Here is a 23,827-nt window from a genome sequence, read left to right on the forward strand (position 1 = left end):
CGTTCGACGATCGAGGGAGTCGCCATGTCCGCCAAGCAATCTCGCGGTAGGGCGGTGTCCGCCGCCGTCTCGCTAGCCGCCGTCGCGGCCGTGTTCGGCGCTGCCGACGCCGGGGCGTGGATCGGGGTTCCCGGTCACGCGGGGTCGGGGTCGATGGGTCCGAACGGCCAGGTGACGATCACGTTCACCAACAACCTCAACCAGCAGGCGTGGTGCAACTACGCGGTGTATCCCAGCGGGCAGCTCACCGGTTTGCGGCAGGCGGCGAGTGCGATGAACACCGCGGCGTGGCAGGAGAACAACGGCAACCCGGCGTACAAGGCGACGCGGGCGCGCGGCGTGAACCTGGTCCAGCAGGCGGGTGCGCCGGTAAAGCGGTACGCACCGCAGGCGTATCTGGTGCAGGCCGCGCGCAGCAAGACCGTGCGGTGGCAGCCGCAGCGGCGGATGCCCGGCTACGCGATCTTCAGCAAGTGCGTCGCGACATCGGGCAGCTCGGTCATGAACGGGCGGCTCACCAACAGCGACTTCTGGGCCTTCCCCGTCAGTCGCGGCGGTACCCCTTTCGGGAGCCTCAATGACCTGTTTCCCTGGTTGTAGGAGGCTAGGACTTCGGCTTGACCAGCTTGTCGGAGACCTCCATGGCCATCGACATGATGTCGTTGGCGGAGTAGTTCCGACCGGGGTGCTCGGCTGACAGGTGCGCCTGGACGTCGTCGACGAACTCGTCGTTCAGCGACGTGATGTTCTCACCACAGGGGCAGATGAGTTGGTAGGCCATGGTGACTCCTTGACTTAGAGCGGGGCTGCCTCCGACGGTACCGCGATCGCGGCCGGTTCGGTCACGCGCCCATCATCCTCCGAGTACCGTCACGACCGACACCGAGGAGGAAGACCATGCGTCGAGAATCCACCCGCAAGCTGTCCGCGACAGCAGCAGCCATTGCGGCCACGGCCCTGCTGGCCACGCCGACCACAGCATCAGCCGAACCCGACATCCCGCCGCCGGGCGCCAACAACTGGTCCTGCAAGAGTGCGGCGCACCCAACGCCGGTCATCCTGGTCCACGGCACCTCCGCCAACCAGAACCAGAACTGGCATGTCCTCTCGCCGGCGCTCACCCGCGCCGGCTACTGCGTCTACACGGTGACGATGGGGGAGTTGCCCGGACTGCCCGGATACGGCGGACTCGCCCCGATGACCCAGTCCGTCCGCCAGCTCGCGACGTTCACCAAGAAGGTCATGGCCCGCACCGGATCAGACAAGCTCGACTTCGTCGGCCACTCCCAGGGCGCGACCATCCAACTGACCTACCTGCGCGACTACGGCGGCGCCCGCCACGCACACCGCGTCGTCAACCTCGCCGGCGTCGTCTCCGGACCGCCCAGCGTCGACGGCATGGCGCCGATCCTGCGAAGCGTTCCGCGGAACGTGTGCCCGCTGTGCGACCAGCTCACCAACCCGGCCACCTACCGCTTCCGCAACTACCCCGACGTCACCTACACCAACATCGCCAGCAGCACCGACCAGGTCGTCAACCCCAACTCGGTCTCCTTCATGCGGCCGGCCCGCAATGTTCGCAACGTGCTGGTGCAGTCGTCGTGCCCGCATATGCGCGTCGGACACGACGCCATGTCGAAGTCCCCGACGGTCCGTCGAATGATCCTGAACGGCCTTGATCCAGATCACACAAAACGGCCCAAATGCGGGCCCGACATGCCGAATTAACCTGCAGAAACGGCCTGAACCTGGGAACCGCCTGGGAGGTCGGTCCGGACCTGCTTAAGCTCCTTTACCCAGGCCTGCTCGCAATGCCAACCTTGGGTTACACCGAGAACCCGAGGAGGACGGCAAATGAGTATTCGGCACACCGGACGGCACAGCATCGTGACGACCGCGCCCTACCGTGCTCACCGCCGCGTGACGGCGATGCTGACGGCGATCGTCGCCAGCCTCTTCCTGATCGTCGCCCTCGTCGCGGACCTGGTCTACCTCAACGAGACCGGCACCAGCCTCATCCCCGGCCTCGGCCTGTAACCCCCAAGCATCGACGTCCCCGGCCCCTACAGAGGGTCGGGGACGTCGTGCTTCGTTTGGGGCGGCGACTCCCCGACGAATCGCACTCTCCCCGCACGCTTCACGGCAACGCGGTGGCCGACTCTGCGAACGTACGTCTCGCCTCCACCCGAAAAGCGAGTAGTCCACTACTCGTTTCTCACCGTCCGCGCGGTGCGACGCTGAGGGGGATCCGTCGCTCTCAGCTCTCGAGGAGGAAGAGGAATGCACCACCCCCGACTGGCTCGCACCTCCGTCACCACCTTCGCCGTCACCGCTGCCGCGCTCGCCGGCGCGACGCTCGTTCCCGCGCAGGCACCGGCGGCCCCCGCGCGCGTATGGGCCGCCGGCAACACCGTCTTCGCCCGCGCCGCGCACCTGCCGCCCGGTATCAAGTGGTGCTGGGTGCGGGTGCCGCCCGCTCCCTACGACGTCATCGGCACCTACCTAGGCAGCCAGAAGGGCACCAGTGTCGAGCGGAAGTCCGGCGCCAGCACCATCACCCTCCGCGTCGGCGGCCTGCTCCCGGCGCCGTACCGGGTCTACTTCGAATGTCGGATGAACGGCAGCCTGAACATCGTCGCCCGCGTCGACCGGGTGGTCACCGTCGGCTTCTAGCCTGCACCCCATCGGGTTCAACTGCGTCCGAGCTGTCCGCGTTCTGTTCAACGTCGACCGCATGGTGCAGGTGCGCTGACCACTCAGCCGACGCGGTCGACGACCGCTCGGAACAGCGTCTGCCACTCGGCCTTGCCCTGACCGCCGAACTGTAGGCGGCGAGTCAACTGCAACGTGTGCGCCAGGCGCACCCCGGTCAGCTCCGCATCGGGGCTGACGGTGATGAACTGTCCCAGGAAGCCGTTGGCCTGGAATCCGTCGGGCGTCGCGCCGCTCCACCACTGGAAGCCGTAGCCGACGTCGGCGGTGTCGTCGGCGTCACGCGCGGGCAGCATCCCGGTGGTCGCCAGTCGCACCCATTCCGCAGACAGCACGCGTTCGCCGGCGGCGGTGACCCCGCTGCGGCGGAACAGCTCGCCCAAGCGGGCGAAGTCGCGCGGCACCGCATAGAGGCCCTGCGAGCCCAGTGCCGCGCCCGTGCGATCGGTGACGATGTTCGCGGGCGCCTCCATGCCCATCGGTTGCCAGAGCTGCCGCGCGAGGACGTCGGCCAGCGGCTCGTCGTAGACGGACTCCACCATCCACGCGAGCACCTGGGTGCCCGCGCTGTTGTAGACGAACTGCTGTCCCTGCGGCATGACGCGCGGCAGCGAGGCGAGGAAGTCGTTGCGAGTCTTGCCGCGCCGGCCCCGGGTGGCGTTGTCGACGATGTGGTCGCGCCACTGGAGGACCTGCGTGTTGTCGGTGAGCTTCTCGGTGTGCTCGTCCCAGTAGACGCCCGAGCGCATGAGCAGGATGTTGCGGATGGTCGTGCCCGCCCACGCGGTGCCGATCAGCGCGGGGATGTGGCGCTCGATCGGGTCGTCGAGGTCGATCAGGCCTTGATCGAAGGCCCGCCCGACCGCCGACGAGACGAACGACTTCGTCGTCGACCACCCCTGATGGGGACGGTCGACCGACCACCCGTTGGCGCACCACTGCCCGACGACGGTGCCGTTGTGCACGAACAGCACGACGTCGGTCTCGGTGCTGTCGAGGAAGTCGGCAACCGTCTTGCGCTGCCCCTGCCACTCGTAGGCCAGGTCGTCGAGCAGCCCGAGGTCCGTGGGCAGTGGCGATACCCGGTCGCCGACGGCGATCGGCGCATGCGGCAGGAACAGGTCCGGCTTGACGGGGTCGACGGGAAGCGGCAACAGCACCTCGCCCTGTCGGGTGAGTTGGCGCAGCCACCGTCGCCAATAGCGCGGGCGGTACTTGGTCAGCAGTGCGCGCAGGAACGCACCCGGGCGGGGTGCGCCCAACAAGGGCCCGCCGCCGACGGTGGGTCGCAGCGATCGTGATGACACTCCGGCGAGGTTACCGGCGCGGCGCCCGGCCTAACGACGGAACCAGCCGCCCTGCTTTTGCGGGGCAGCGCCCTGGTGACCGTCGCACCATTGGCCGGGCGGCACCATAGCCTTCACCTGTGCGACGTGACTGCCGCACCCCGACCAGGTCGTCTTGCCGCAGGTGCGGCACTTGACTGCGTGGCACATGCGCCGATCCTCTCAGCTGGCTTCCTGGCCGGCGTCGGCGGCCGCGCGGAATTCGCGGAAGACCTCGTAGGCGCGGGCGCCGTGGATGGTCGCCGGCCCGCCGTGCATCAGGAAGGTGACGCCGATGGCCTCGGCGGCCTCCTGGTTGGTCGCACCGGCCCGAGCGGCGGCCTGCGCGTGCGACGCGATGCAACCGTCGCAACCCTCGACCACGCCGATGGCCAGGGCGATGAGCTCCTTGGTCTTGCGGTCGATCGCCCCGTCGGCGAAGGCGGCCGCGGACAGGGCGCCGAAGCCCTTATAGACGTCGGGGATGACCTGGCGCAGCTGGCGGTGCTGCGGCCCGATCGCGCGCAGGGTCTCCGCGCCGGAGGCGTGGGTGTGTTCGGACATCATGGCCGACTCCTAACTTCGACGAGTATTAACCCCCTGGGGGGATATACCGCCAAGCTAGCATCCCCCTAGGGGGTTATGCAACGCCGCCTTGGGACCGCCAAGCAATCAGGCCGCCGGGGGCCTGTTGCCCGCGGCGGCCTGACTGTTGACAGAAGTCGTTGTCGAGCTAGCGCTTGCCGTATTTCCGGTTGAACTTCTCGACGCGGCCCGCGGTGTCCAGCAGGCGCTGCTCGCCGGTCCAGAACGGGTGTGAGTCGCTGCTGACCTCGACGACGATCAGCGGATAGGTGTTGCCGTCGGACCACTCGACGGTCTTCTCCGACTTGGCCGTCGACCGGGTCAGGAACTCGCTGCCGGTGCTGGCGTCGCGGAACACGACGGGGTGGTAGTCGGGGTGGATGCCTTGCTTCATCGGTTGTCCTCTCGGTTGGTCAGTTCGATGTCCGCGACCCGGGGCAGGTCGTCGCACGGGTCGGTGTGGGCGAGGCCGAAGGGGTCGTCGAAACCTTGCCAACCCGCTTGACCGAGGGCCATCTCGTCGTCGCAGAGCAGGGCGCCCTCGAGCGCGTCGACGATGGCCTGCGGTTGCTCCGGGCGGTGCGTGAGGATCACCAGCGACGAGTGTCGATCGCCGTGGACCTCGTCCCAGCGAAGGGCGGCCAGCGCCCGACGTTCGGCGTCGACGTCCTCCAGTTCGGCGTCGGACAGGGCGGCGAGCCACGGGGCCCCTTCGCCGACGCGGAGCCCGCCACCGGCGGACTCGAGCCACAGTGCGGCGTCGGGCTGGGTGGCCAGCCAAAGTCGGCCGCGCGAGCACACGACGCCGTCGAGAAGCTGGTCGATCGCCTCGTGCAGTCGCGCCGGGTGGAACGGGCGGTCGGCCTCGAATGCGACGATCTCGACGCCGCAGTCGGCGTCCAGCGGCGGCTGATCGCGCAGCAGCGGATCGTGCGGGGAGTCGATCCGGCCCCGTCGCGATCCCGCGGGGATCCCGGCGAGCAGCTGCGCGGCCAGGATCGGGTTCATCTGTCGGTGCGGCGTCTCCATGATGATCGGCGCCGACGGCGCCAACCGCTTGAGGACGGCGGCCAGCCGCGCCGACTCCCACGCGTCGCGCAGCGCGGCATCGCAGCCGACGAGGACGAGCGCGTCGGCGAAGGCGACCTGGCCGACGGCCACCTGGGCGATGGTGCGCTCATCCCCCTCGTCGACGGTCGCGGACAGACCGGCCTCGGCCATGGTGGTGTCGCCGGTGGCGGCCTCGAGCCAGTCGCCCTCGTGGATGCAGGCGACGGTCGCGTCGATGCGGACGTCGTCGCCGGCGGGGGCGTCGGGGAAGCCGGGCATGTCGGAGACGATGGCGTGATCAATCGCGAAGGCCAGGGCCTCGGGTTCGAGCGCGCAGTCGAGTTGCAGGACGATCCGGGCCACGCCCGCGCGGCGGTGCAGGTGGCGCAGCAGCGGCAGCAGGTCGTTGCGCAGGGTGCACGACACGCAGCCGTGTTCGAGCAGCAGCACGTGCTGGTGCGCCCGCTCGTTGCCGTCGTCGTCGACAGTGCGCAGCGTGCGCCGCACGCGCCCGGCGTCGAGCTCGCTCAGGTCGTGGTGGACCAGCGTCGTGCCCGGCGCGACGAAGGCTCCGGCGGTGCGGGCGACGGCGTCGGGGTCGAGGCCGGTGACCAGGACGACCGGCGTCCGGTCATCACCATTGTTGGGAACGATTTCCATTTGCACGATTCTCACGGTAGCGTGGCCGCACAGTTAATGCGAATCGTTTTCATTAGGAGTGAAGCATATGTCAGCGCGGTGTCAGGTCACCGGCCGCGAGCCCGGTTTCGGCAAGCAGGTCTCGCACTCGCACAAGCGGTCGTCGCGACGGTGGAACCCGAACATCCAGCGCCGCCGCTTCTTCCTGCCCAGCGAGGGCCGCTACGTCACGTTGAACGTCTCGGCCAAGGGCATCAAGACGATCGACCGCCGCGGCATCGAGGCCGTCGTCGCGGAAATCCGTGCCCGAGGGGAGAAGGTCTGATGGCCAGCCGTACCGACCTGCGTCCGATCGTGAAGCTCAAGTCCACCGCGGGCACCGGCTTCACCTACGTGACGCGCAAAAACCGTCGCAACGATCCCGACCGCATGGTGCTGCGCAAGTACGACCCGGTGGTCAAGCGCCACGTCGAATTCAAGGAAGAACGCTGATGGCGAAGAAGTCGAAGATCATCAAGAACGAGCGCCGCAAGGAGATCGTCGCCCGCTACGCCGAGCGTCGAGCCGAGCTGAAGGCGATCATCGCGGCGCCGAGCTCCACCGACGAGCAGCGCGACGAGGCCCGTCGCCAACTGCAGGCCATGCCGCGCGACGCCAGCCCGACGCGCGTGCGCAACCGCGACGCCATCGACGGCCGGCCGCGCGGCTTCATCGGCAAGGCCGGCGTGTCCCGTGTCCGCTTCCGCGAGCTCGCCCACCGCGGTGAGCTGCCCGGCATCCACAAGTCCAGCTGGTAGGAGAGCACATCCATGGCTAGAAAAGTCACCCGTCGCGGACAGGAGCTCACGGCGAAGAAGACCCCCAACAAGCTCGACGCGATCCGTGCGAAGACCGGCAGCGAGGCGGTCATCGACTACAAGGACACCGCGCTGCTGCGCCAGTTCCTCACCGACCGCGGCAAGATCCGGAGTCGGCGCATCACCGGTCTGACGCCGCAGCAGCAGCGCCAGGTCGCGACCGCGATCCGCAACGCTCGCGAGATGGCGTTGCTGCCGTACACGTCGACCGCGGGGAAGTAGCGCTAGCCTCGACCCATGAGAAACGTTCGGGCCGTCGGCCACGTCGCCTGGTGGGTCTTCGTCGTCAGCGCGCTGTTCACCTACTTCGCCCAGAACACTGCGATCGGCCTACCGCGGCGCTACGCCGACTACCTGCCCGAGGACGGCTTCGACCAGGGCAACACCTTCGCCATGCTGATGCTCGCCGCGGCGATCGTCGTCGTGATCGCGACCATCGGCGAGGCGATGCTCGGCAAGCGGTGGGAGCCGGGCATCCTCACCGTGGGCGCCCCGCTCCTCGGCGGCTTGTTGATCGTCGTCGTCGCGATGGGCGGCTTCGGCGGCTACCGCTTCGACCTGTGGGTGCTGTTCGTGCTGACCCTCGCCGGTGTTGCGATCCGCGAGGGGTGGAGCCGGGCGCTCGCGCCCACGCGGCTCGACGACTAGCGGCCGACCGACCCGGACACGTCGCCCAGCGACGGTCCCGGCGGCGGCGGGATCGGGCCGTTGATGCGGGCCCCGACCGCCTTCATCATGATCGGCCAGGCGGTGGCCAGCTCGTCGCGCCAGTACTCCCAGCGATGCGTGCCCGACACCTGGACCTTGCCGTGGAACGGGATGCCCAGCTTGCGCAGCTGCGCGGTCATCCGCCCGGTGCAGACCGCGCTGCCGAGCTCGAGGAAGGCGCCCTTGACGGTGCCGTCCATCGGATCGGCCGCAACCTTGTTGTAGCGCCCGGGCATGCCGCTGCCCGCGGACAGGTACACGGTCTTGCCGATCAGGCGACCCGCGTTCAGGAACGGGTCGTGCGCCTTCCACTCGGGGTCGTCGAACTTGCCCCACATGTTCATCGAGTTCCCGCCGCCGCGGCTGATGTCCCACTGCGTGAGGAACTGGTTCTCCGGGCTGGAGACGTTGGCGCAGTCGCTGAAGCCGCCGACCGCGCGGTACAGGTGCGGGTTGCGGGTGGCCAGCGTCAGCGCGGCGAGCCCGCCCATCGATGCACCGGCGATCGCCTTCGCGTCATTGGCGCCGAACTGTCGGGCGAGCAGCGGCGGCAGCTCGCGGGTCAGGAAGGTCTCCCACATGAACTTCTTGTTGCCCATGCCGGGCTCGCGGTTGCGCCAGTCGGTGTAGTAGCTGTGCGGATCGCCGACCGGGGTCACGACGTTGACGTCGGTCCGCGCGGCCAGCTCGGCCAGGTTCGTCTCGGTGTACCAGCCCGACTGCGTGTCGTGCGCCTCGGCGCCGTCGAGCAGGTAGATGGTCGGCCGCTTGCCGCCGCGAGGACGCGGTCGCGGCTTGTCGTCGGGGTTGGCCGGACGTCGGACGTCCATCGGTCGCTGCAGGTCGACGACCACTTCTCTACCCATCGCCGCGGAGAAGACCCGCAACCGCTCGCGCCCTTGGAACGGAGTCACCGACACCACCCGAGACTTCGGGGGCGGCGGCGGTCCGGCTTTCGGGCCGCGCGGTCGCGGGGGTGGCGGAGCTCCGTCGGCGACGGCGATACCGAAGGTCAGGCCGACGGTCAGCGCCGTCGCCACCGCGACGCTGGTCCGTACATAGGGGGTCAAAATCAGTCCGGCCTCTCCTCGACGCGTCGCATCCCCAGTCACACGCGTCACTTCAGTAACACGAGAAGTATGTGGGGACACGGGACGAATTGCCTAGGGCGGTCACCAAACCGAGACGAGGCCGTGATGATCTCTAGGATCTCCCCATGGCCGATCGTGTCCCCGCGCTGACCGGGATTCGCACCCTCGCGGCGCTGTCGGTGTGCCTCACCCATGCCGCCTACTGGACCGGGCACTACACCGACACCTACGCCGGCCGCCTGGCCGCCCGCTTCGAGGTCGGCGTCACGATCTTCTTCGTCCTCTCCGGCTACCTCTTGTATTCGGCGTGGGTGCGCCAGATGCGCCGGCCCGACGCCCGGCCGGTGTCGATCGCGACGTACTTCGCCCACCGCGCCCGTCGGATCCTGCCCGCCTACTGGCTGACCGTCGTGGGCGTGTACGCGCTCTACCTGTTCCGCGACAACCCCAACCCCACGACCGGGACGGGATGGAGCGGTCTCCTGCGGAACCTGACCTTCACCCAGGTGTTCGGCGTCGGCCACCAGCACACCGGGCTCACCCAGATGTGGAGCATGGTCGCCGAAGTGTCCTTCTACCTGGTGCTGCCGGTGATCGCGCTGGTCGGCGTCGCCCTCTGCCGACGGACCTGGCGTCCCGATCTGCTGCTGCTCCTGCTCGGCGGCGTCGCGCTGATCTCGCCGATCTGGATCTTCGTCGCCGTCGGTGGCGATGCGGACCTGACCGCCCCCATCTGGCCGCCTACTTTCCTGTGGTGGTTCGTCGCCGGCATGGTGCTGGCGGTCGTCGGGCCGTCGTTGGCAACGGTCAAGCCGACCCTCTGGGTCGTCGCGGGAGCGCTGGCCTTCGTCGCCGCCGGCACTGCCGCGGCGGGCGGGCCGACGATGGCACCGCAGACGCCGGGGCAGACGATCGTCAAACACCTGCTGTACCTGACGGTCGCGCTCGGCTTCATCGTGCCGCTCGCCGCCACGTCCGGCGGATGGTGGTCGCGGTTGTGGGGGAGTCGCCCGGCGGTGTGGTTCGGCGAGATCTCGTACGAGTTCTTCTGCGTCCACGTCGTCGTGCTGGAGGTGGCGATGGGACTCCTGGGATTCGAGGTGTTCCGCGACAACGCCATGCTCGTCGCCTTCCTGGTGACGACGGCGCTGTCGATCCCGCTGGCCTGGCTGTTGCACCGGGTCACCCGGCCGATTTGGCGCCGGAACCATGTCGCCGCGAGCCGGTAGTATTGAGGTCGTGAACCACCGCGTCCCGCCCGCCGCGACCGCCGCCGAGATCCGGCGGTGGACCGAGAGTGCCCAGGTGCCCGGTCCCCGGAGGGAACTGTCGGAGACCGCGGCACTGCTGATCGCCGCCGGATTCCTCGGCCCCGAGCCCCGCGACGTCGTCGTCCGACGACAGACGTCGGGCCTGCCGCTGGCCACCCTGGGCGACGGCTTCGGGAACCTGCGCCGCCTTCAGCGGGCCATCTCCCAGATCGAGGCGCAACTGGCTAACCCGGTGCTGCCGACGATGGTCCAGTCCGGGCTGCGCAACCGCCTGAACGGCCTGCACCGCCGCCGCGAGGACGCCCGCAAGCAGATCGTCGTCGGCAAGGGCGTGTACCCGGGCGGCACGCGTGCGGTGCGGCGCGAGCGACGTGAAGGCATTTACCTGGAGATCGAATCGCGCGAGCGACTGTTCGAGGGCCTCCTGCACACCCCCACCCCCGACGTGAACGCCGGCGGCTACGTCCGCCGCGCGGGCGGGGTCGCCTTCGGCAAGCTCGCCGGTGCGGCCGCGGGCCTGGCGATGCGCGCGATGGGCAGCAGCGTCGAGCAGTGGGCGCGCGACGCGATCGCCGACCGGCCGGTGCCGTCGGCCCCGGCGACGCCGCAGCACATGGGCTTCATCGACGGCTACGAGACGCTGCTCTACGTGGCCGGCCAGTACTACGACAAGATCCAGACGAGTCCGGCCTGGCGCTCGGAGCACTTCGTCGTGCAGCGCGGCCAGGTGAACCTGCACGCCGAGCTCGCCGAAATCTCGGCCGACGTCATCGCGCTGCGGTCGGTGCGCGTCGACCTGGACCGCGCGATGCGCAACGGCGGATTCGACCAGGCATTCGTCGACCACATCGCCGCCAAGGAGCAGGAGCTGCGCCCGGTGTGGACCCAGCTGATCGACCGGGTGAAGGCGCTCGCCGACGTCGCGCACGTCATGGAGTCGGCGGGCGTCGAGCTGCGCCTGCTCGACGAGTACAACCGCGCGACGTCGATCGACGACCGCATCGTCGACCTCGTGTCCCGCTCGGGTCATCGCGAACTGTCCTACGACAACTCGCAGCGGCTCACCGAGCAGGTGCGCGCCGGCGAGGAGCAGTTGCGCATCTACCGCGACGTGCTCGCCGGCAACATCGCCCAGCTATCGCTGGGGTCGGCGGCGATCCGGGAACTGCCGGAGCGGTACGAGCCGACTCAGCCCCGCGACCACGACGCGAGGTAGGCCTTCTCCTCCGCCGTGAGGCGCCGCAGCGTGTGCGCCTCGATGTCGACGACGGCCATCTGCGTCGACGCCACACAGGCCGGCTTGCTGGTGACGTCGGCGCCGTGCGCCCGGATCTCGTAGCCGATGGTGAAGTCAACCGACCGGTTGCCCTTGATCCACATGCCGACCTGCAGCGGGCTGTCCCGGTGGCGCAGCTGGTCCTGGTAGCGGATGTCGACGTGGACGATCATGGCGCTCTTGATCAGCGGCTGGTACTCGGGGCCGGCCGACAGCAGCCACTCGACGCGCGCTTCTTCCATCAGCGTGACCATGCGCGCGTGGTTGACGTGGCCGAAGGCGTCCATGTCCGACCAGCGGACCGGGACCTGGGCGACAAACGCGAATTCGTGCTTGCCGAGGTGTGTTGTGTCGTCGCTCACCCGGGTCATCGTAATGGGCGGTCACAACTGTGAGCGCGACCACTTCGTAACACAGCTGTAGCCACACATTTGCTGAGAATTAGCCTCGCGGCCTTTAGGTCTACTCGGCCCGTCCGTACTCTTGAGTAACAAAGCAATCCATTCTCTCCGGACCGAGGAATCATGCGTTACCGCAGATCGAGCACCGCTTTCCTGGCTGTGGCCGTCGCCGCCACAGTGGGTCAGACGCTGCCCGCGAACGCTGACGCCTCGCCCCGAGCGCGCATTGCCAAGACGTTCAAACTGAGCCCGCTGCGGACCGACATCGTCGTGCAGTCGCCGTCGATGGGGCGGCCGATGCGGGTGACCGTGTTGACCCCGCGCAGCGGCGGACCCCGCCCGACGGTCTACATGCTCGACGGCGCCGGCGCGTCCAAGGGCACCAGCGACTGGATCACCAAGGGCAAGGCCGGCCAGTTCTTCGCCGGCAAGAACGTCAATGTCGTGCTGCCGATGGGCGGTGCCGGCACGTTCTACACCAACTGGCGCAAGCGCGACCGCAAGCTCGGCAAGCCGCAGTGGGAGACGTTCCTGACCGCGGAGCTGCCGGCACTGGTCAACTCGCAGTTCAACGGCAACGGCCGCAACACCCTCATCGGGCTGTCGATGGGCGGTCAGGCGGCCTACTCGCTCCTCGCGCGGCACCCGGACCTCTACACCGGCGCCGCGTCGCTGTCGGGCTGCCCGCCGGTGTCCAACCCGGTCAACCAGGGGTACGTCCGCACGACGGTCGCCAAGTCGGGCGGCGACGCCGACAACATGTGGGGCCCGTTCGGCTCGAAGGCGTGGCAGTCGCACGACCCGGCCAACAAGCTGGGCGCGCTGCGCGGCAAGAACCTCTACCTGTCGGCGGGATCCGGCGCGATCGGTCCGATGGACCTGGCACCGCGCACGGGCGAGGACATGCCCAAGGAGGCCGTGAACGCGTCGGGTTCGGCCCTGGAGTTGGGCGCCTACCGCTGCTCGCTCGGCTTCGCGATGCAGCTGCGCGGCGCGGGGATTCCGTACACCGACGGCTTCCGCCTGATCGGCACCCACAGCTGGCCCTACTGGCGGGCCGATCTTCCCGCCGCGTGGGCGACGGTGTCGCGCGGGCTGTAGCGCCCTCCGCCGAGCGTGCCCAGATCTACGCCGAGCGTGCCCAGCTGCTCGCGAAGTCCAGGAACTTGTCGTTCTCGGCCGACTCGGTGACCGTCACCCGCACCCCGTCACCGTCGAACGGGCGGATCACGACACCGGCATCCGCGCTCGCCCGGGCGAACGGCAGCGCATCGTCGCCGAGGTCGATCCACACGAAGTTCGCCTGCGACTCGGGAACCCGGTAACCGAGGGTTCGCAGCGCCGCGGTGACGCGCACGCGCTCGGTCACGACGGCGTCGGTGCGGGCGAGCAGTTCGTCGTCGGCCCGCAGGCACGCGATGGCCGCGGCCTGGGCGACGGAGTTGATCGAGAACGGGATGTGCACCTTGCCGAGCGCGGTGATGATCTGCGGGTTGGCGACCGCATACCCGACGCGCAGCCCGGCGAGGCCGTACGCCTTGGAGAAGGTCCGCAGGATGACCAGGTTCGGGAACTCCCGACGCAGCTCGAGCGCGTCATACGCCTGCGACTTCCCCAGCCGCATGTACTCGAAGTACGCCTCGTCGAGCGCCACGACGACGTCGGTCGGGACCGCCCGCAGGAAGGCCACCAGGTCGTCGCGGCACACGACCGTCCCCGTCGGGTTGTTCGGGTTGCAGACGAAGACCAGGCGCGTGCGGTCGGTGATCGCCTCGGCCATCGCCGGCAGGTCATAGGCGAGCTCGTCGTCGAGCGGGATCTGCACGGGAACAGCGCCCGCGATGCGCGTCGCGAGCGGGTAGGTCTCGAAGGAGCGCCACCCGAACAGCACCTCGTCGCCGGGTCGACAGGTGATGGTGATGAGGTTCTGGCACAGCGTCACCGACCCGCAGCCGACCTGGATCTCCTGACTGGTCACCCCGAGCTTCTTGGCGAGGGCGTCGGTGAGGTCGACCATCGCGTTGTCGGGGTAGCGGTTCACGCTCGACGCGGCGTCGGCGATGGCGGCCGCAACGCTGGGCAGCGGGCCGAAGGTGACCTCGTTGCTGGCGAGCTTGATCGCCCCCGGATGGGTCTTGCCGGGGACGTAGACGGGCAGGTCGTCGAGGTCGGGGCGCAGGCGCACGGTCACCGTGCCAGGGTATCGGTCTAGTGGTTTGCGGCGGGTCGCCCGTGGTGTGTAACCTACGTGTTCGGCAGTTCGAAAGGACTCCCCGCACCAGGAGGCGTGCCAGAGCGGCCGAATGGGACTCACTGCTAATGAGTTGTCCGGCCAACACCGGACCGGAGGTTCAAATCCTCTCGCCTCCGCCACCCGCACCACGCGTGCGGCACAATTGAACAAGGCTCGCGCCCGTAGCTCAACGGATAGAGCATCTGACTACGGATCAGAAGGTTTGGGGTTCGAATCCCTACGGGCGCACATAAGGAACCCGCCCCGACGCATCGTCGGGGCGGGTTCTTCTTCTCGACCGCCTGGGGCGCGGCGGGTAGCGTCTGCCTATGGCGATCGACTTCACCGGTAGGGCTTCGGATTCATCGTTCATCGAACGTGTGTGGACCAGTTCTTCCGCCGAACAGGCGCCGTTCTTGTCGATTGCGAACGGCCGATGCGAGATCGTGGTCTCCGAGGTGGCCGGGCAGCGGACGGCGGGGCTTCGCGGCCCGGAGACATCGCCGACCTGGGTGGAGTGTCCGGTCGGCCGCTGGTTCGGTATTCGGTTGGCGCCGGGAGTGCGGTTTCGGAACCTTCCGGTGGCGGCGTTGATGAACCTTGCCGACTCGCCACTTCCGGTCGCGGCGGATGGTGCGATCTGCTTCGGCGGCACCTGGACTCGGGAGCTGACGATGGAGAACGCCGAAACGATGGTCTCGCGGTTGGCGCGGCAGGGTTTCCTGATCGGCGACGACATCGCGGGCGCCGCCGGAGCCGCGCGCCGGGACGCAGATTTGTCCCGACGCACCGTGGAGCGAACGTTCCGTCGGGTGACGGGGCTGAGCCGAGGGCAGTTCCGGCAGGTGGACCGTGCCCGCGCGGCGACGATTCTTCTGCGCGACGGGGCTTCCATCGCGGACGTCGTCGACGAAACCGGCTACTACGATCAGGCACACCTCACCAAGTCGCTCCAACGGTTCATCGGGTTGACGCCCTCGTCCATCCGGAATGGCAATCACCAGCTGTCGCTTCTATACAAGACAGCCGACTGACCCGATCCGTAGCGTCAACCGGAGAACACGGCGAAAGTGAGAACAGATGTCCTATCAGGCGTACCTGGATGCGGTGGAACGCAAGACCGGCCGGACCCCCCAGCAGATCCTCGACGAGGCCAAGGCCCGCGGCTACGACGCCGACACCAAAGCCGGTGAGATCGTCGGGTGGTTGGCCGACGAATACGACGTCGGTCGCGGCCACGCCATGGCGATCGTCGGAGTGCTGCGGAATGGTCCGGTCGCACCCGCCAAGCACGTCGGCAGTGGTGGCACTCACAACGATCCCGACGCCGAGCTGCGGTTGGATGGGATCGCAAACCGGGAATGAAGGACGTTCCGACGACCACGCGACCGTGTGCCGATTGCGGGGCGAGTGGTCGCTACGGGACGTGCCTTGATCTGTTCCATCAACTGATGGCCCTCGACCACGAGCAGCGCCAACCGTGGGCGTCCTTTCACGGCCTGCATGTCGCCTGCTACTTCTTGCAACACCCGTCATCGGGCTCCGCCAGGGCCGCGGCCGGCCAGTGGGAACTAGCTCGGGCGTACCGTGAGGGTGGTCTTCCGGCGGTGCACGCGCTGGAGCGCAGCCGGGTGGCGGCGAACCGTCGCAACGCCTTCGACCCGTCGGGGGCACCGCCCGCCCCGGACCGGAGGAAGCGGGGAGCCGTCACCATCGAAGACCTCAGCGTCGACGGAACCTTCCCCGCCGCCGACTACGCGCTGCGGATCGACGATTGGATCCGATCCGTTGTCGTCGAGCGAGACGAGTGACCCTTACAACCCGACCGCGGGGCCAGCTGGTCGCCGAGCCACCGTTCGTAGTCGTCGGGCGACCACCCGCAGCGGCGGATCAGGCGGTCGGCGACCTCGGGGGCGGTCAGTGTCCAGACGATGTCGTGCAGCCGGTCGCGGCCCGGCGGCGCGGGAATTCCGTGCGTGGCCGCCAGGGCGTCGAGAGCATGACCGCTTCCGGTGCGACGTTCGGCGTCAATGGTGGCGAGGAAGTCGTGCAGCACGGCGTCGTCGCCGGCGCCACCGTGGAGCAGAACACCCAAGAGTGGTCCGACGTGTTCGTAGATCATTCGGCACACCCCGGCGTACGCGCGCATGAAGGCGCCGGCGTTCACACTGTCGCGCATCGCAAGGAACTGCGGCCGTTCGCTCATCGGCGTCGGGTCGTCGTCGCCGGCGAGCGTGACGTCGTAGACGGCCTTGACGACCTCGGCCTTGCCGCGATCGAGTTGTAGACCGTTTGGGGGCTGACCCCGGCGGCCGCGGCGAGTCCGGCCACGGTCGTCTTGGCGTATCCAAAGGAACCCGTCCTGACGCACTCGTTGGGGCGGGTTCTTCTCGTCCCGGTCGGCGCCTCTGCGCGACCGTCGCAGAACAGCGAGTCGCGGTGGAATAGCCTGCAGGTGTCCTGGGTTTCATCCGGTGACACGCATACGTGCGGATCCGAAGGAGACAGATCGAGATGACGGTTACCGAGTACCAGGTCGACGGAATGACCTGCGGGCACTGCGAGAAGTCCGTGCAGGAAGAGGTCGGCTCGATCGGCGGCGTGCAAGATGTGCAGGCCGAAGCCAAGTCCGGGCGCATGATCGTGACCTCGGAGGAGCCGGTGGCACCGTCTGAGGTCGCGGCTGCCGTCGAAGACGCCGGCTACAAGTTGGTGTCCGCCGGCATGCCGAGCGGCGCCACCGGTGGCGGTTGCTGCGGCGGCTCCTGCGGCTGCAGCTGACGACCGCGGTTCAACCCCCGACCGCAGCGGCCAGCTGGTCGCCGAGCCACCGTTCGTAGTCGTCGGGCGACCACCCGCAGCGGCGGATCAGGCGGTCGGCGACCTCGGGGGCGGTCAGTGTCCAGACGATGTCGTGCAGCCGGTCGCGTCCCGGCGGCGCGGGAATTCCGTGCGTGGCCGCCAGGGCGTCGAGAGCATGACCGCTTCCGGTGCGACGTTCGGCGTCAATGGTGGCGAGGAAGTCGTGCAGCACGGCGTCGTCGCCGGCGCCACCGTGGAGCAGAACACCCAAGAGTGGTCCGACGTGTTCGTAGATCATTCGGCACACCCCGGCGTACGCGCGCATGAAGGCGCCGGCGTTCACACTGTCGCGCATCGCAAGGAACTGCGGCCGTTCGCTCATCGGCGTCGGGTCGTCGTCGCCGGCGAGCGTGACGTCGTAGACGGCCTTGACGACCTCGGCCTTGCCGCCGATCGAGTTGTAGACCGTTTGGGGGCTGACCCCGGCGGCCGCGGCGAGTCCGGCCACGGTCGTCTTGGCGTATCCGTCGGACAGCAATAGCTCATAAGCGGCGGCGATGATGCGGGCCCGGGTCTCGCGTGCCGACTCCGCGCGCCGCGAGTTGTCGTAGTCCCGTTTGGCCATTGCCCACCCTCCGCCAGTTCACTAGAATCTAATTCTAGTAGAAGTAGATTCCATGCAAATTCTCGTGAATGGAGCATGTCATGCCCAACTCGGCGCTTCCCGCAGCACACGCCGTCTTCGACGCCATCAACTCGGGCGACCTCGCCGCCGTTGGAGACTGCGTCACCGACGACTTCATCGACCACGGATCACCGTTCCCGCTGCCGCCCGGCCCGGCCGGCTACACGCGCATCCTCACGTGGGTCTCCCGCGTCCTCGGGCTGCGCTATGACATCGCCGACACGATCACCACCGACGACCGGATCGTGCTGCGGGCCGTCGCCCACGGCTCGGGAGTGGCCGACATCCACGGCCCCGACGCCGTCGGACACGACTACTCCATGTCGACCATCCACATCTATCGCACCGAGGGCACCCGCCTCGCCGAGCATTGGGGGGTGCGCGACGAAGTCGGCGCGATGATTCAGATGGGCGTCATCCCAGCGCCGGATCCGGCCGCTCTCGGGTGAACGGTCGGCCCGCGTCTCAGAGCAGTTCGAGCACCTTCGCGAAACTCTGCGCGGCGAGCAGCGTCATCAGCGTCGCGACACACGCGGTGCCGTGCTTGGCCAGCCAGCGGTGCATGGATTCGAGCGTGTCGTCGAGCCGGTGCCCGACGATCAGGTAGGTGATCACCGGAATCGCGACCGTCGAGATGCCGATCAGGGTGAACACGGCGATCGCCGACGCCTGGACGGAGCCCGGGTGACCGGCGACGGTGAACCCGGCGCGGATGTCGAGGATGCCGCCCTTGATGTTGAGGAAGCCCACGGCGAAGCCGACGAGAAGTGCTTTGCCGGGCGACATCTGCGTGATCGCCGTCATCCACTTGGGCTCCTTCGTCTCGGCGCCGGCCATCTTGACCGACCGCCACGACTGGAACGCGAAGAAGGCGAAGATCAGGCCCATCGCCAGCGGCATCAGCTTGGACACCAGGCCCGGTCCGTTCGCCTGCTGGTCGTGCGGGAGTCTGGAACTGAGCAGCGCGGCGGGCACGACCAGTCCCAGGATGCCGACCGTCCAGCCGAGCAGGTACATGGGGCCGGCGAGGCGCGGATTCTTGGACAGGAGGAACAGGATGGCGCCGATGATGGGCACCGGGGCGATGGCGACGGCCACCCCCAGGGGCAGCACTTCTCCGATGACGGCGGGGTCCATGGGCTTTGGGTCCTTTCGATGTCACAGCCGGGCGGCTGATGCAGATCAGAATCCAGCGATTCCACTGCCGATGATGACCGCAGCCATGATCACCAGCATCGTGGTCACGATGATGGCATTGTGCCGGACCAACACCTTGTCCAGGCGGCCGAGCGGCTTGGCCATGCGCTTGGGAAACAGCACATCGGCGAGCCAGACGGACAGGATGATCATCTGCGCCAGGGTGGCGAAGACGACCAGTGCCACGACCCCTTCTGCGATCGAGCTATCGCGAACCAGGTCGCCGATGTGCACACCTGCGGTCATCACGAGCGGAGTCGACTTGCTCGGCAGGAACTGGAGGAGAAAGGGGATGCCGAACGCCAGCGCGAGCGACGCTCCCTCGATCTTCGCGACCCAGCCCGGCGTCTTGAAATCGGCTTCGGACCTCGGCCGGGTGCGCCAGGTGTGGACGGCCAACCACAGCAGTGCCGCACCGAGCACGACCTTGATCGTCGAGGACACGATGTGCGGCCCGCCGTCGTCCGTCTTGGGCGTCGCCCCGGCGGCGAAGAACACGAAGACTCCGGTCACCGCCATGGTCCCGAGGAGGCAGCCGAGGACGAAGAACCCGGCTTTGACCCGCCCGCCGTCGCCGAGCATCAGCAGGATGACGGCGATAATCATTGCTGGGCTAATCGCTATCGCCGCTGCAATGGGCAGAAGCGCGCCGAGGGTTTGCCACATGGGGGCACCGTAGCAACGTTTCGCGGCACCGTCCGGACGCCGCTGCTGCGCTGGACCGGATTCCCCGACGCGCCGCGGGCCTGAACGCTGTCAGTTGGCTGCGGAGTCGGGCAGAGTCCGTCGCGAGTCGCTACCGTCTGAGATGACCGTCACCCGATGAGGAGCCCTCCCACCATGGCCAAGACCAGCACCAAAGATCTGACCGTTGAGCAGCAAGCCAAGCTCACCAGTGGCGGCGGCTACTGGGTCACCGCCGCCGAAGGCGGCGCACCGTCGATCCTGCTGAGCGACGGGCCCAACGGACTTCGCAAGCAGGAGGGCGCGGCCGACGCGTTCGGCATCTCCCAGTCGGACCCGGCCACCTGCTTCCCGCCGGCCGTCGGGCTGGCACAGACCTGGAACCCGGACCTTGCCGGCAAGATCGCCGGTGCCTACGGCGAGGAGGCCCGTGCCGCGCAGGTTGCCGTCGTCCTCGGCCCCGGCATCAACATCAAGCGATCGCTGCTCGGCGGCCGCAACTTCGAGTTCTTCTCCGAAGACCCGCTGCTGACCGCACACTTGGCCACCCCGTGGGTCAACGGTGTGCAGGCGAAGAAGGTCGGCGCCTCGCTCAAGCACTTCGCCGCGAACAACCAGGAGACCGACCGCATGCGGATCTCCTCCGACGTCGATGAGCGCACCCTGCAGGAGATCTACCTGCGCGCGTTCCGCCACGTCGTGAAGAACGCGCAGCCGTGGACCGTGATGTGCTCCTACAACCGCATCAACGGTGTCCACACGTTCGCCGATCGGTGGCTGCTCACCGATGTCCTCCGCGCCGACTGGGGCTTCCAGGGCCTCGTGGTCAGCGACTGGGGCGCTATCGCCGATCGCCTCGCTGCCATCACCGCCGGCACCGACCTCACGATGCCGTTCCCCGGCAAGGAGGACGACGCCGAGCTCGTCGCGGCCGTCAAGACCGGGAAAGTCGATCCCGAGGCGCTGGCCACGTCCGCGCAGCGCGTGCTCGACCTCGTCGAGAAGGCCGGTGAGCCCGACAAGAACGCGACCTTCGACAAAGACGCCCACCACGCCATCGCCCGCGAGGCGGCCGCGCAGGCGCTCGTCCTCCTGCGCAACGACGCTCCCGCCGGCGGCAATCCGCTGCTGCCGCTCGATCCGGCGGCCGACCTGCTGGTGATCGGCGAGCTCGCGAAGACGCCGCGCTACCAGGGCGGCGGGTCGTCGCACGTGTTCCCCACCCAGGTCGACAACCCGCTCGACGCCATCACCGCGCGCGTCAGTGGCAAGGTCACCTTCGAGGTCGGGTACTCGACCGAGAAGGAGGACAAGAAGGCCGCCGACGCCGCCGTCGCCGCCGCGAAGAAGGCCGGCACCGTCCTGCTGGTCATCGGTCTCGGCGACAGCCAGGAGTCGGAGGGTTTCGACCGCAAGAACATCGACCTGCCGGCCGACCAGGTGGACCTGGCCAAGCGCGTGCTTGAGGCAAACCCGAACACCGTCGTGATGACCTGTCACGGCGGCGTCGTCGACCTGACCGTCATCGAGGCGCCCGCACTGCTTGATGCCGCGTTGCTAGGCCAGGCCGTGGGCACCGCGATGGCCGACGTCCTGTTCGGCGACGTCGACGCGTCGGGCCGTCTCGCCGAGACGGTGCCGTTGCGGCTGCAGGACTCCCCGGCGTACACGAACTTCCCGGGTGAGCTCAGCCATGTCACCTACGGCGAGGGCCTGTTCGTCGGGTATCGCTGGTACGACGCCCGTGACATGGCGGTGGCCTTCCCGTTCGGCCACGGCCTCTCGTACACGACCTTCGAGTACTCCGATCTGAAGGTGTCGGAGAGCTCCGGCGGCATCGAGGTGAGCCTGAGCGTCACCAACACCGGGGACCGTGACGGTCTCGACGTCGTCCAGGCGTACGTGTCGGTGAACGATTCCGCGGTGACCCGGCCCGTGCGCGAGCTGAAGGGCTTCGCCAAGGTCGCCGTCGCCAAGGGTGCGACGGTGCCGGTCACCATCACCATCGACCGCGACGACCTCGCCTACTGGGACATCCGCCACCACCAGTATCTGGTGGAGGGCGGCACCTACACGGTGGCCGTGGGCGCCTCGAGCCGCGATCTGCGCCTCACCGGCACCGTCGACGTCACCGCCGACCAGGCTCCCCGACTGCCCATCACCCTGGACACGTCGGTCGAAGAGGCGCTGGCCGATCCGGCGGGCGCCAAGGTCTTCGGGCCGCTGATCGACAAGCTGACGGCGAAGATGGGCGGCGGCGACTCCGGCAAGTCAATCGGCGCGAACCTGACGGACATGCTGGGCCCGACCCCGATCGGGCGCGCTTCGAAGCTGTCCGACGGCGCGATCAGCACCGAACAGATCCAGCAGATGATCGATCAGGCCAACGCTGCGGCGAAGTAGCAATATTCGGGTTTGCCGCGTTAAACCGGTGTCGCCATCCCCGGCGCGTTAGGGTGACCTGGTCAAATTCCGTACGAAGGGATCTTTCCGTGTCTGACAATGACGACAACCAGGTCGCGAAGGGGCTCGCCGAGCTCTTCGGCACCTTCTGGCTCGTGTTCGGTGGCTGTGGTTCGGCCATCTTCGCGGCGGCCTTCCTCGCCGGCCCGAACGGGAACCTGGGTATCGGCTTCCTCGGCGTCGCGCTCGCCTTTGGTCTGACCGTGGTGACGATGGCCTACGCCGTCGGCCACATCTCCGGCGGCCACTTCAACCCGGCCGTCACCCTCGGTGCCGTGGTCGGCGGTCGACTCCCGGCTCGCGAGCTGCCGCTCTACTGGGGCGCCCAGGTCGTCGGCGGTCTGCTCGCCGGTCTCGCCCTGTTCGTCATCGCCAAGGGCAAGCCGGGCTTCGTCGCCGAGGGCAACATGGCGGCCAACGGCTTCGGCGAGCACTCGCCGGGCAAGTACGGCGTCGGCTCGGTGCTCCTCGTCGAGGTCATCCTGACCGCCTTCTTCATCATGGTGATCCTCGGTGCCACCGACAAGCGCGCGCCCAAGGGCTTCGCGCCGCTGGCCATCGGCCTGTCGCTGACGCTGATCCACCTCATCTCGATCCCGATCAGCAACACCTCGGTGAACCCGGCCCGCTCCACCGGCGTCGCGTTCTTCAACGGCGCCGGCGCACCCGGACAGCTGTGGCTGTTCTGGCTCGCCCCGCTCCTCGGTGCGGCCATCGGCGGCGTGCTCTACCCGCTGGTGTTCGAGAACGGCAAGCTGAAGCTCACCACCACCAAGTAGGCGAGCCAATTACGCACGAACCCGGCACCATCGCGGTGCCGGGTTCGTTGCTGTTTGGGGGCTAACGCTGCCAGGTGTGGCCCAGGTGCGCCTGGCGACGCAGCTCGGCGGCCCAGCCGTCGTCGCCCGGTGCGACGCCGGTGATCGACGGCGCGGGCGTCGACGCCATCTCCTCGTAGGCGAGGCGGGCCCGATGCCCGTCGTCGACGACGACCTCGACCGACCCCTTGTCGCGCAGCTCGGCGCGCGCCGCGGTCAACCGGTCGATCGTTTCGCTGAGGGTGTTCAGCAGGGCGATGCGGTTGGCCTCGAGCATGGCCCGCTGCAACGCGGGCGCGGTACCGGCGACGCGGGTGCCGTCGCGGAAGCTCCCGGCCGCCAGGCGCAGGGCCAATCCGCTCTCCCCGGCGCCGACCGCAGCGGTCGCGGCCGCGGTCAGGTGCGGCAGGTGGGAGATCGCGGCGACGGCCCGGTCGTGGGCGTCGTTCGACGCCGGCACGACCTGTGCGCCGCAGTCGAGGGCCAAGTCGGCGACGGTGAGCCAGGCCCGCGAATCGGTGTCGTCCTCGGTGGTGAGCATCCACATGGCGCCGTCGAAGAGGGCCGCGTCGGTGGCGGACCACCCGGACTCACTGGTGCCGGCCATCGGGTGCCCGCCGACGTAGCGGGCCGTCGGATGCAGTCGTGCGACGGCGTCGGCAACGGGCTCCTTCACGCTGACAACGTCGGTCAGCACGCAGTCGGGGGCGAGGCGCGCGATCGTCGGGAGCAGCTCGTCGAGGGTGTTGGCCGGCGTGCCGAGCACGATCAGCGCCTCTTCGCCGGCGGCGCGGCGCAGCACCGCTTCGAGGTCGGTATCGGCGTCGAAGCCGTCCGTCCGGGCCGCGGCCGCACCCTCGTCGGACCGGTTGTAGCCGAAGCCCGACCGCCCGGCGCGGGCCGCCGCGCGCAGCACCGACCCGCCGATGAGGCCGAGCCCCACGACGCAGACCGGGGGACGCGCGGATGCAGTCACGACTCCAGCGTGTCACATTGCGCGGAATGACTTGGGGAAGCATGGCCGGTGCGA

The 23,827-nt window shown here is 68.5% G+C and carries 32 protein-coding genes and 2 tRNA genes; 22 read left to right on the forward strand and 12 right to left on the reverse strand.

Going from position 1 to position 23,827, the window contains the following annotated elements; all coding sequences use genetic code 11:
* Positions 1 to 54 precede the first annotated feature (54 nt).
* The gene (locus QM728_RS00685; RefSeq protein WP_415030134.1) at positions 55 to 600 is read left to right on the forward strand and encodes a hypothetical protein; all 546 of its coding nucleotides are present in this window, start codon (positions 55 to 57) and stop codon (positions 598 to 600) included.
* Positions 601 to 604: 4 nt separating this feature from the next.
* Here the strand turns inward: QM728_RS00685 and QM728_RS00690 are convergent, their stop codons facing one another.
* Positions 605 to 781: a hypothetical protein gene (locus tag QM728_RS00690; protein ID WP_415030135.1), complete on the reverse strand. Its 177-nt coding sequence runs from the start codon at positions 779 to 781 to the stop codon at positions 605 to 607.
* A gap of 116 nt (positions 782 to 897) precedes the next feature.
* On the opposite strand from QM728_RS00690, the gene QM728_RS00695 reads away from it, so the two are divergent.
* The 3 genes from QM728_RS00695 (at position 898) to QM728_RS00705 (ending at position 2,673) form a co-directional block, all read left to right on the forward strand.
* Positions 898 to 1,728 (forward strand): esterase/lipase family protein, encoded by an 831-nt coding sequence (locus QM728_RS00695; protein WP_415030136.1) that lies wholly within the window; start codon positions 898 to 900, stop codon positions 1,726 to 1,728.
* 126 nt (positions 1,729 to 1,854) lie between these two features.
* Positions 1,855 to 2,037 (forward strand): hypothetical protein, encoded by a 183-nt coding sequence (locus tag QM728_RS00700; RefSeq protein WP_415030137.1) that lies wholly within the window; start codon positions 1,855 to 1,857, stop codon positions 2,035 to 2,037.
* 243 nt (positions 2,038 to 2,280) lie between these two features.
* The gene (locus QM728_RS00705) at positions 2,281 to 2,673 is read left to right on the forward strand and encodes a hypothetical protein (protein WP_415030138.1); all 393 of its coding nucleotides are present in this window, start codon (positions 2,281 to 2,283) and stop codon (positions 2,671 to 2,673) included.
* Between the two features lie 83 nt (positions 2,674 to 2,756).
* On the opposite strand, the gene QM728_RS00710 is transcribed toward QM728_RS00705, so the two are convergent.
* The 4 genes from QM728_RS00710 to mrf all read right to left on the reverse strand — a co-directional run bounded on the left by QM728_RS00710 (position 2,757) and on the right by mrf (position 6,332).
* A complete protein-coding gene (locus QM728_RS00710) occupies positions 2,757 to 4,019 on the reverse strand; it encodes a serine hydrolase domain-containing protein (protein ID WP_415030139.1) in 1,263 nt (420 codons plus the stop codon).
* Between the two features lie 201 nt (positions 4,020 to 4,220).
* On the reverse strand, positions 4,221 to 4,601 hold the full coding sequence (locus tag QM728_RS00715) for a carboxymuconolactone decarboxylase family protein (RefSeq protein ID WP_415030140.1): 381 nt from the start codon (positions 4,599 to 4,601) through the stop codon (positions 4,221 to 4,223).
* A gap of 169 nt (positions 4,602 to 4,770) precedes the next feature.
* Complete coding sequence (locus QM728_RS00720) at positions 4,771 to 5,016, reverse strand: type B 50S ribosomal protein L31 (protein WP_415030141.1); 246 nt, start codon at positions 5,014 to 5,016, stop codon at positions 4,771 to 4,773.
* Positions 5,013 to 6,332, reverse strand: a complete 1,320-nt coding sequence (gene mrf, locus QM728_RS00725) for a ribosome hibernation factor-recruiting GTPase MRF (RefSeq protein WP_415030142.1) — start codon at positions 6,330 to 6,332, stop codon at positions 5,013 to 5,015. Before mrf ends, QM728_RS00720 begins: the two co-directional genes overlap by 4 nt.
* A 67-nt stretch (positions 6,333 to 6,399) precedes the next feature.
* On the opposite strand from mrf, the gene rpmB reads away from it, so the two are divergent.
* Genes rpmB through QM728_RS00750 form a run of 5 tightly spaced genes read left to right on the forward strand, consistent with a single transcriptional unit; the run spans position 6,400 to position 7,816 of the window.
* Positions 6,400 to 6,636, forward strand: coding sequence for a 50S ribosomal protein L28 (gene rpmB, locus QM728_RS00730; RefSeq protein ID WP_415030143.1), 237 nt, complete (start codon positions 6,400 to 6,402; stop codon positions 6,634 to 6,636).
* Positions 6,636 to 6,803: a 50S ribosomal protein L33 gene (gene rpmG / locus QM728_RS00735; protein WP_415030144.1), complete on the forward strand. Its 168-nt coding sequence runs from the start codon at positions 6,636 to 6,638 to the stop codon at positions 6,801 to 6,803. Before rpmB ends, rpmG begins: the two co-directional genes overlap by 1 nt.
* Positions 6,803 to 7,108 (forward strand): 30S ribosomal protein S14, encoded by a 306-nt coding sequence (gene rpsN, locus QM728_RS00740; protein WP_415030145.1) that lies wholly within the window; start codon positions 6,803 to 6,805, stop codon positions 7,106 to 7,108. Before rpmG ends, rpsN begins: the two co-directional genes overlap by 1 nt.
* A gap of 12 nt (positions 7,109 to 7,120) precedes the next feature.
* Positions 7,121 to 7,390 carry a 30S ribosomal protein S18 gene (gene rpsR / locus QM728_RS00745; RefSeq protein WP_415030146.1) on the forward strand — a complete coding sequence of 90 codons (270 nt, stop codon included), beginning with the start codon at positions 7,121 to 7,123 and terminating at the stop codon, positions 7,388 to 7,390.
* 15 nt (positions 7,391 to 7,405) lie between these two features.
* The gene (locus tag QM728_RS00750; RefSeq protein WP_415030147.1) at positions 7,406 to 7,816 is read left to right on the forward strand and encodes a hypothetical protein; all 411 of its coding nucleotides are present in this window, start codon (positions 7,406 to 7,408) and stop codon (positions 7,814 to 7,816) included.
* Here the strand turns inward: QM728_RS00750 and QM728_RS00755 are convergent.
* On the reverse strand, positions 7,813 to 8,916 hold the full coding sequence (locus QM728_RS00755) for an alpha/beta hydrolase (RefSeq protein ID WP_415030148.1): 1,104 nt from the start codon (positions 8,914 to 8,916) through the stop codon (positions 7,813 to 7,815). The genes QM728_RS00750 and QM728_RS00755 overlap by 4 nt on opposite strands.
* 176 nt (positions 8,917 to 9,092) lie before the next feature.
* On the opposite strand from QM728_RS00755, the gene QM728_RS00760 reads away from it, so the two are divergent.
* Both QM728_RS00760 and QM728_RS00765 read left to right on the forward strand, forming a co-directional pair.
* Positions 9,093 to 10,196 carry an acyltransferase family protein gene (locus tag QM728_RS00760; RefSeq protein ID WP_415030149.1) on the forward strand — a complete coding sequence of 368 codons (1,104 nt, stop codon included), beginning with the start codon at positions 9,093 to 9,095 and terminating at the stop codon, positions 10,194 to 10,196.
* Positions 10,177 to 11,454, forward strand: coding sequence for a hypothetical protein (locus QM728_RS00765; RefSeq protein WP_415030150.1), 1,278 nt, complete (start codon positions 10,177 to 10,179; stop codon positions 11,452 to 11,454). Before QM728_RS00760 ends, QM728_RS00765 begins: the two co-directional genes overlap by 20 nt.
* Here the strand turns inward: QM728_RS00765 and QM728_RS00770 are convergent.
* Complete coding sequence (locus QM728_RS00770; protein WP_415030151.1) at positions 11,427 to 11,876, reverse strand: acyl-CoA thioesterase; 450 nt, start codon at positions 11,874 to 11,876, stop codon at positions 11,427 to 11,429. The two genes, QM728_RS00765 and QM728_RS00770, sit on opposite strands and share 28 nt — an antisense overlap.
* A 162-nt stretch (positions 11,877 to 12,038) precedes the next feature.
* Here QM728_RS00770 and QM728_RS00775 point away from each other — a divergent pair, with 162 nt between their 5' ends.
* The gene (locus QM728_RS00775; RefSeq protein ID WP_415030152.1) at positions 12,039 to 13,016 is read left to right on the forward strand and encodes an alpha/beta hydrolase; all 978 of its coding nucleotides are present in this window, start codon (positions 12,039 to 12,041) and stop codon (positions 13,014 to 13,016) included.
* A gap of 25 nt (positions 13,017 to 13,041) precedes the next feature.
* On the opposite strand, the gene hisC is transcribed toward QM728_RS00775, so the two are convergent.
* Positions 13,042 to 14,106, reverse strand: a complete 1,065-nt coding sequence (hisC, locus tag QM728_RS00780) for a histidinol-phosphate transaminase (RefSeq protein ID WP_415030153.1) — start codon at positions 14,104 to 14,106, stop codon at positions 13,042 to 13,044.
* A gap of 90 nt (positions 14,107 to 14,196) precedes the next feature.
* On the opposite strand from hisC, the gene QM728_RS00785 reads away from it, so the two are divergent.
* The 7 genes from QM728_RS00785 (at position 14,197) to QM728_RS00815 (ending at position 16,929) form a co-directional block, all read left to right on the forward strand.
* A tRNA-Ser gene (locus QM728_RS00785) sits at positions 14,197 to 14,288 on the forward strand.
* A gap of 36 nt (positions 14,289 to 14,324) precedes the next feature.
* Positions 14,325 to 14,397, forward strand: a tRNA-Arg gene (locus QM728_RS00790).
* 80 nt (positions 14,398 to 14,477) lie between these two features.
* Positions 14,478 to 15,182, forward strand: a complete 705-nt coding sequence (locus QM728_RS00795) for a helix-turn-helix domain-containing protein (RefSeq protein WP_415030154.1) — start codon at positions 14,478 to 14,480, stop codon at positions 15,180 to 15,182.
* Positions 15,183 to 15,228: 46 nt separating this feature from the next.
* The gene (locus QM728_RS00800) at positions 15,229 to 15,513 is read left to right on the forward strand and encodes a DUF4287 domain-containing protein (RefSeq protein ID WP_415030155.1); all 285 of its coding nucleotides are present in this window, start codon (positions 15,229 to 15,231) and stop codon (positions 15,511 to 15,513) included.
* Complete coding sequence (locus tag QM728_RS00805; protein WP_415030156.1) at positions 15,510 to 15,959, forward strand: DUF5946 family protein; 450 nt, start codon at positions 15,510 to 15,512, stop codon at positions 15,957 to 15,959. The genes QM728_RS00800 and QM728_RS00805 overlap by 4 nt, the downstream gene beginning before the upstream one ends.
* Before the next feature lie 188 nt (positions 15,960 to 16,147).
* A complete protein-coding gene (locus tag QM728_RS00810; RefSeq protein WP_415030157.1) occupies positions 16,148 to 16,435 on the forward strand; it encodes a hypothetical protein in 288 nt (95 codons plus the stop codon).
* A 227-nt stretch (positions 16,436 to 16,662) separates the two neighbouring features.
* Positions 16,663 to 16,929 carry a heavy-metal-associated domain-containing protein gene (locus tag QM728_RS00815; protein WP_415030158.1) on the forward strand — a complete coding sequence of 89 codons (267 nt, stop codon included), beginning with the start codon at positions 16,663 to 16,665 and terminating at the stop codon, positions 16,927 to 16,929.
* 10 nt (positions 16,930 to 16,939) lie between these two features.
* Here QM728_RS00815 and QM728_RS00820 read toward each other — a convergent pair whose 3' ends face one another.
* Positions 16,940 to 17,575, reverse strand: a complete 636-nt coding sequence (locus QM728_RS00820; RefSeq protein ID WP_415030159.1) for a TetR family transcriptional regulator — start codon at positions 17,573 to 17,575, stop codon at positions 16,940 to 16,942.
* A 68-nt stretch (positions 17,576 to 17,643) separates the two neighbouring features.
* Between QM728_RS00820 and QM728_RS00825 the strand changes: the two genes are divergently transcribed.
* Positions 17,644 to 18,084, forward strand: a complete 441-nt coding sequence (locus QM728_RS00825) for an ester cyclase (protein WP_415030160.1) — start codon at positions 17,644 to 17,646, stop codon at positions 18,082 to 18,084.
* A 16-nt stretch (positions 18,085 to 18,100) separates the two neighbouring features.
* Here the strand turns inward: QM728_RS00825 and QM728_RS00830 are convergent, their stop codons facing one another.
* Positions 18,101 to 18,772, reverse strand: coding sequence for a GAP family protein (locus tag QM728_RS00830; RefSeq protein ID WP_415030161.1), 672 nt, complete (start codon positions 18,770 to 18,772; stop codon positions 18,101 to 18,103).
* A 45-nt stretch (positions 18,773 to 18,817) separates the two neighbouring features.
* Positions 18,818 to 19,498 carry a GAP family protein gene (locus QM728_RS00835; protein WP_415030162.1) on the reverse strand — a complete coding sequence of 227 codons (681 nt, stop codon included), beginning with the start codon at positions 19,496 to 19,498 and terminating at the stop codon, positions 18,818 to 18,820.
* Between the two features lie 156 nt (positions 19,499 to 19,654).
* On the opposite strand from QM728_RS00835, the gene QM728_RS00840 reads away from it, so the two are divergent.
* Both QM728_RS00840 and aqpZ read left to right on the forward strand, forming a co-directional pair.
* Positions 19,655 to 21,919 carry a glycoside hydrolase family 3 C-terminal domain-containing protein gene (locus tag QM728_RS00840; RefSeq protein WP_415030163.1) on the forward strand — a complete coding sequence of 755 codons (2,265 nt, stop codon included), beginning with the start codon at positions 19,655 to 19,657 and terminating at the stop codon, positions 21,917 to 21,919.
* 89 nt (positions 21,920 to 22,008) lie between these two features.
* Positions 22,009 to 22,758, forward strand: coding sequence for an aquaporin Z (aqpZ, locus tag QM728_RS00845; protein ID WP_415030164.1), 750 nt, complete (start codon positions 22,009 to 22,011; stop codon positions 22,756 to 22,758).
* Positions 22,759 to 22,819: 61 nt separating this feature from the next.
* Here the strand turns inward: aqpZ and QM728_RS00850 are convergent, their stop codons facing one another.
* Positions 22,820 to 23,773, reverse strand: coding sequence for a prephenate dehydrogenase (locus tag QM728_RS00850; RefSeq protein ID WP_415030165.1), 954 nt, complete (start codon positions 23,771 to 23,773; stop codon positions 22,820 to 22,822).
* Positions 23,774 to 23,827 lie beyond the last annotated feature (54 nt).

It is taken from the genome of Gordonia sp. (in: high G+C Gram-positive bacteria) (assembly GCF_047602025.1).
Taxonomy (GTDB): domain Bacteria; phylum Actinomycetota; class Actinomycetes; order Mycobacteriales; family Mycobacteriaceae; genus Gordonia.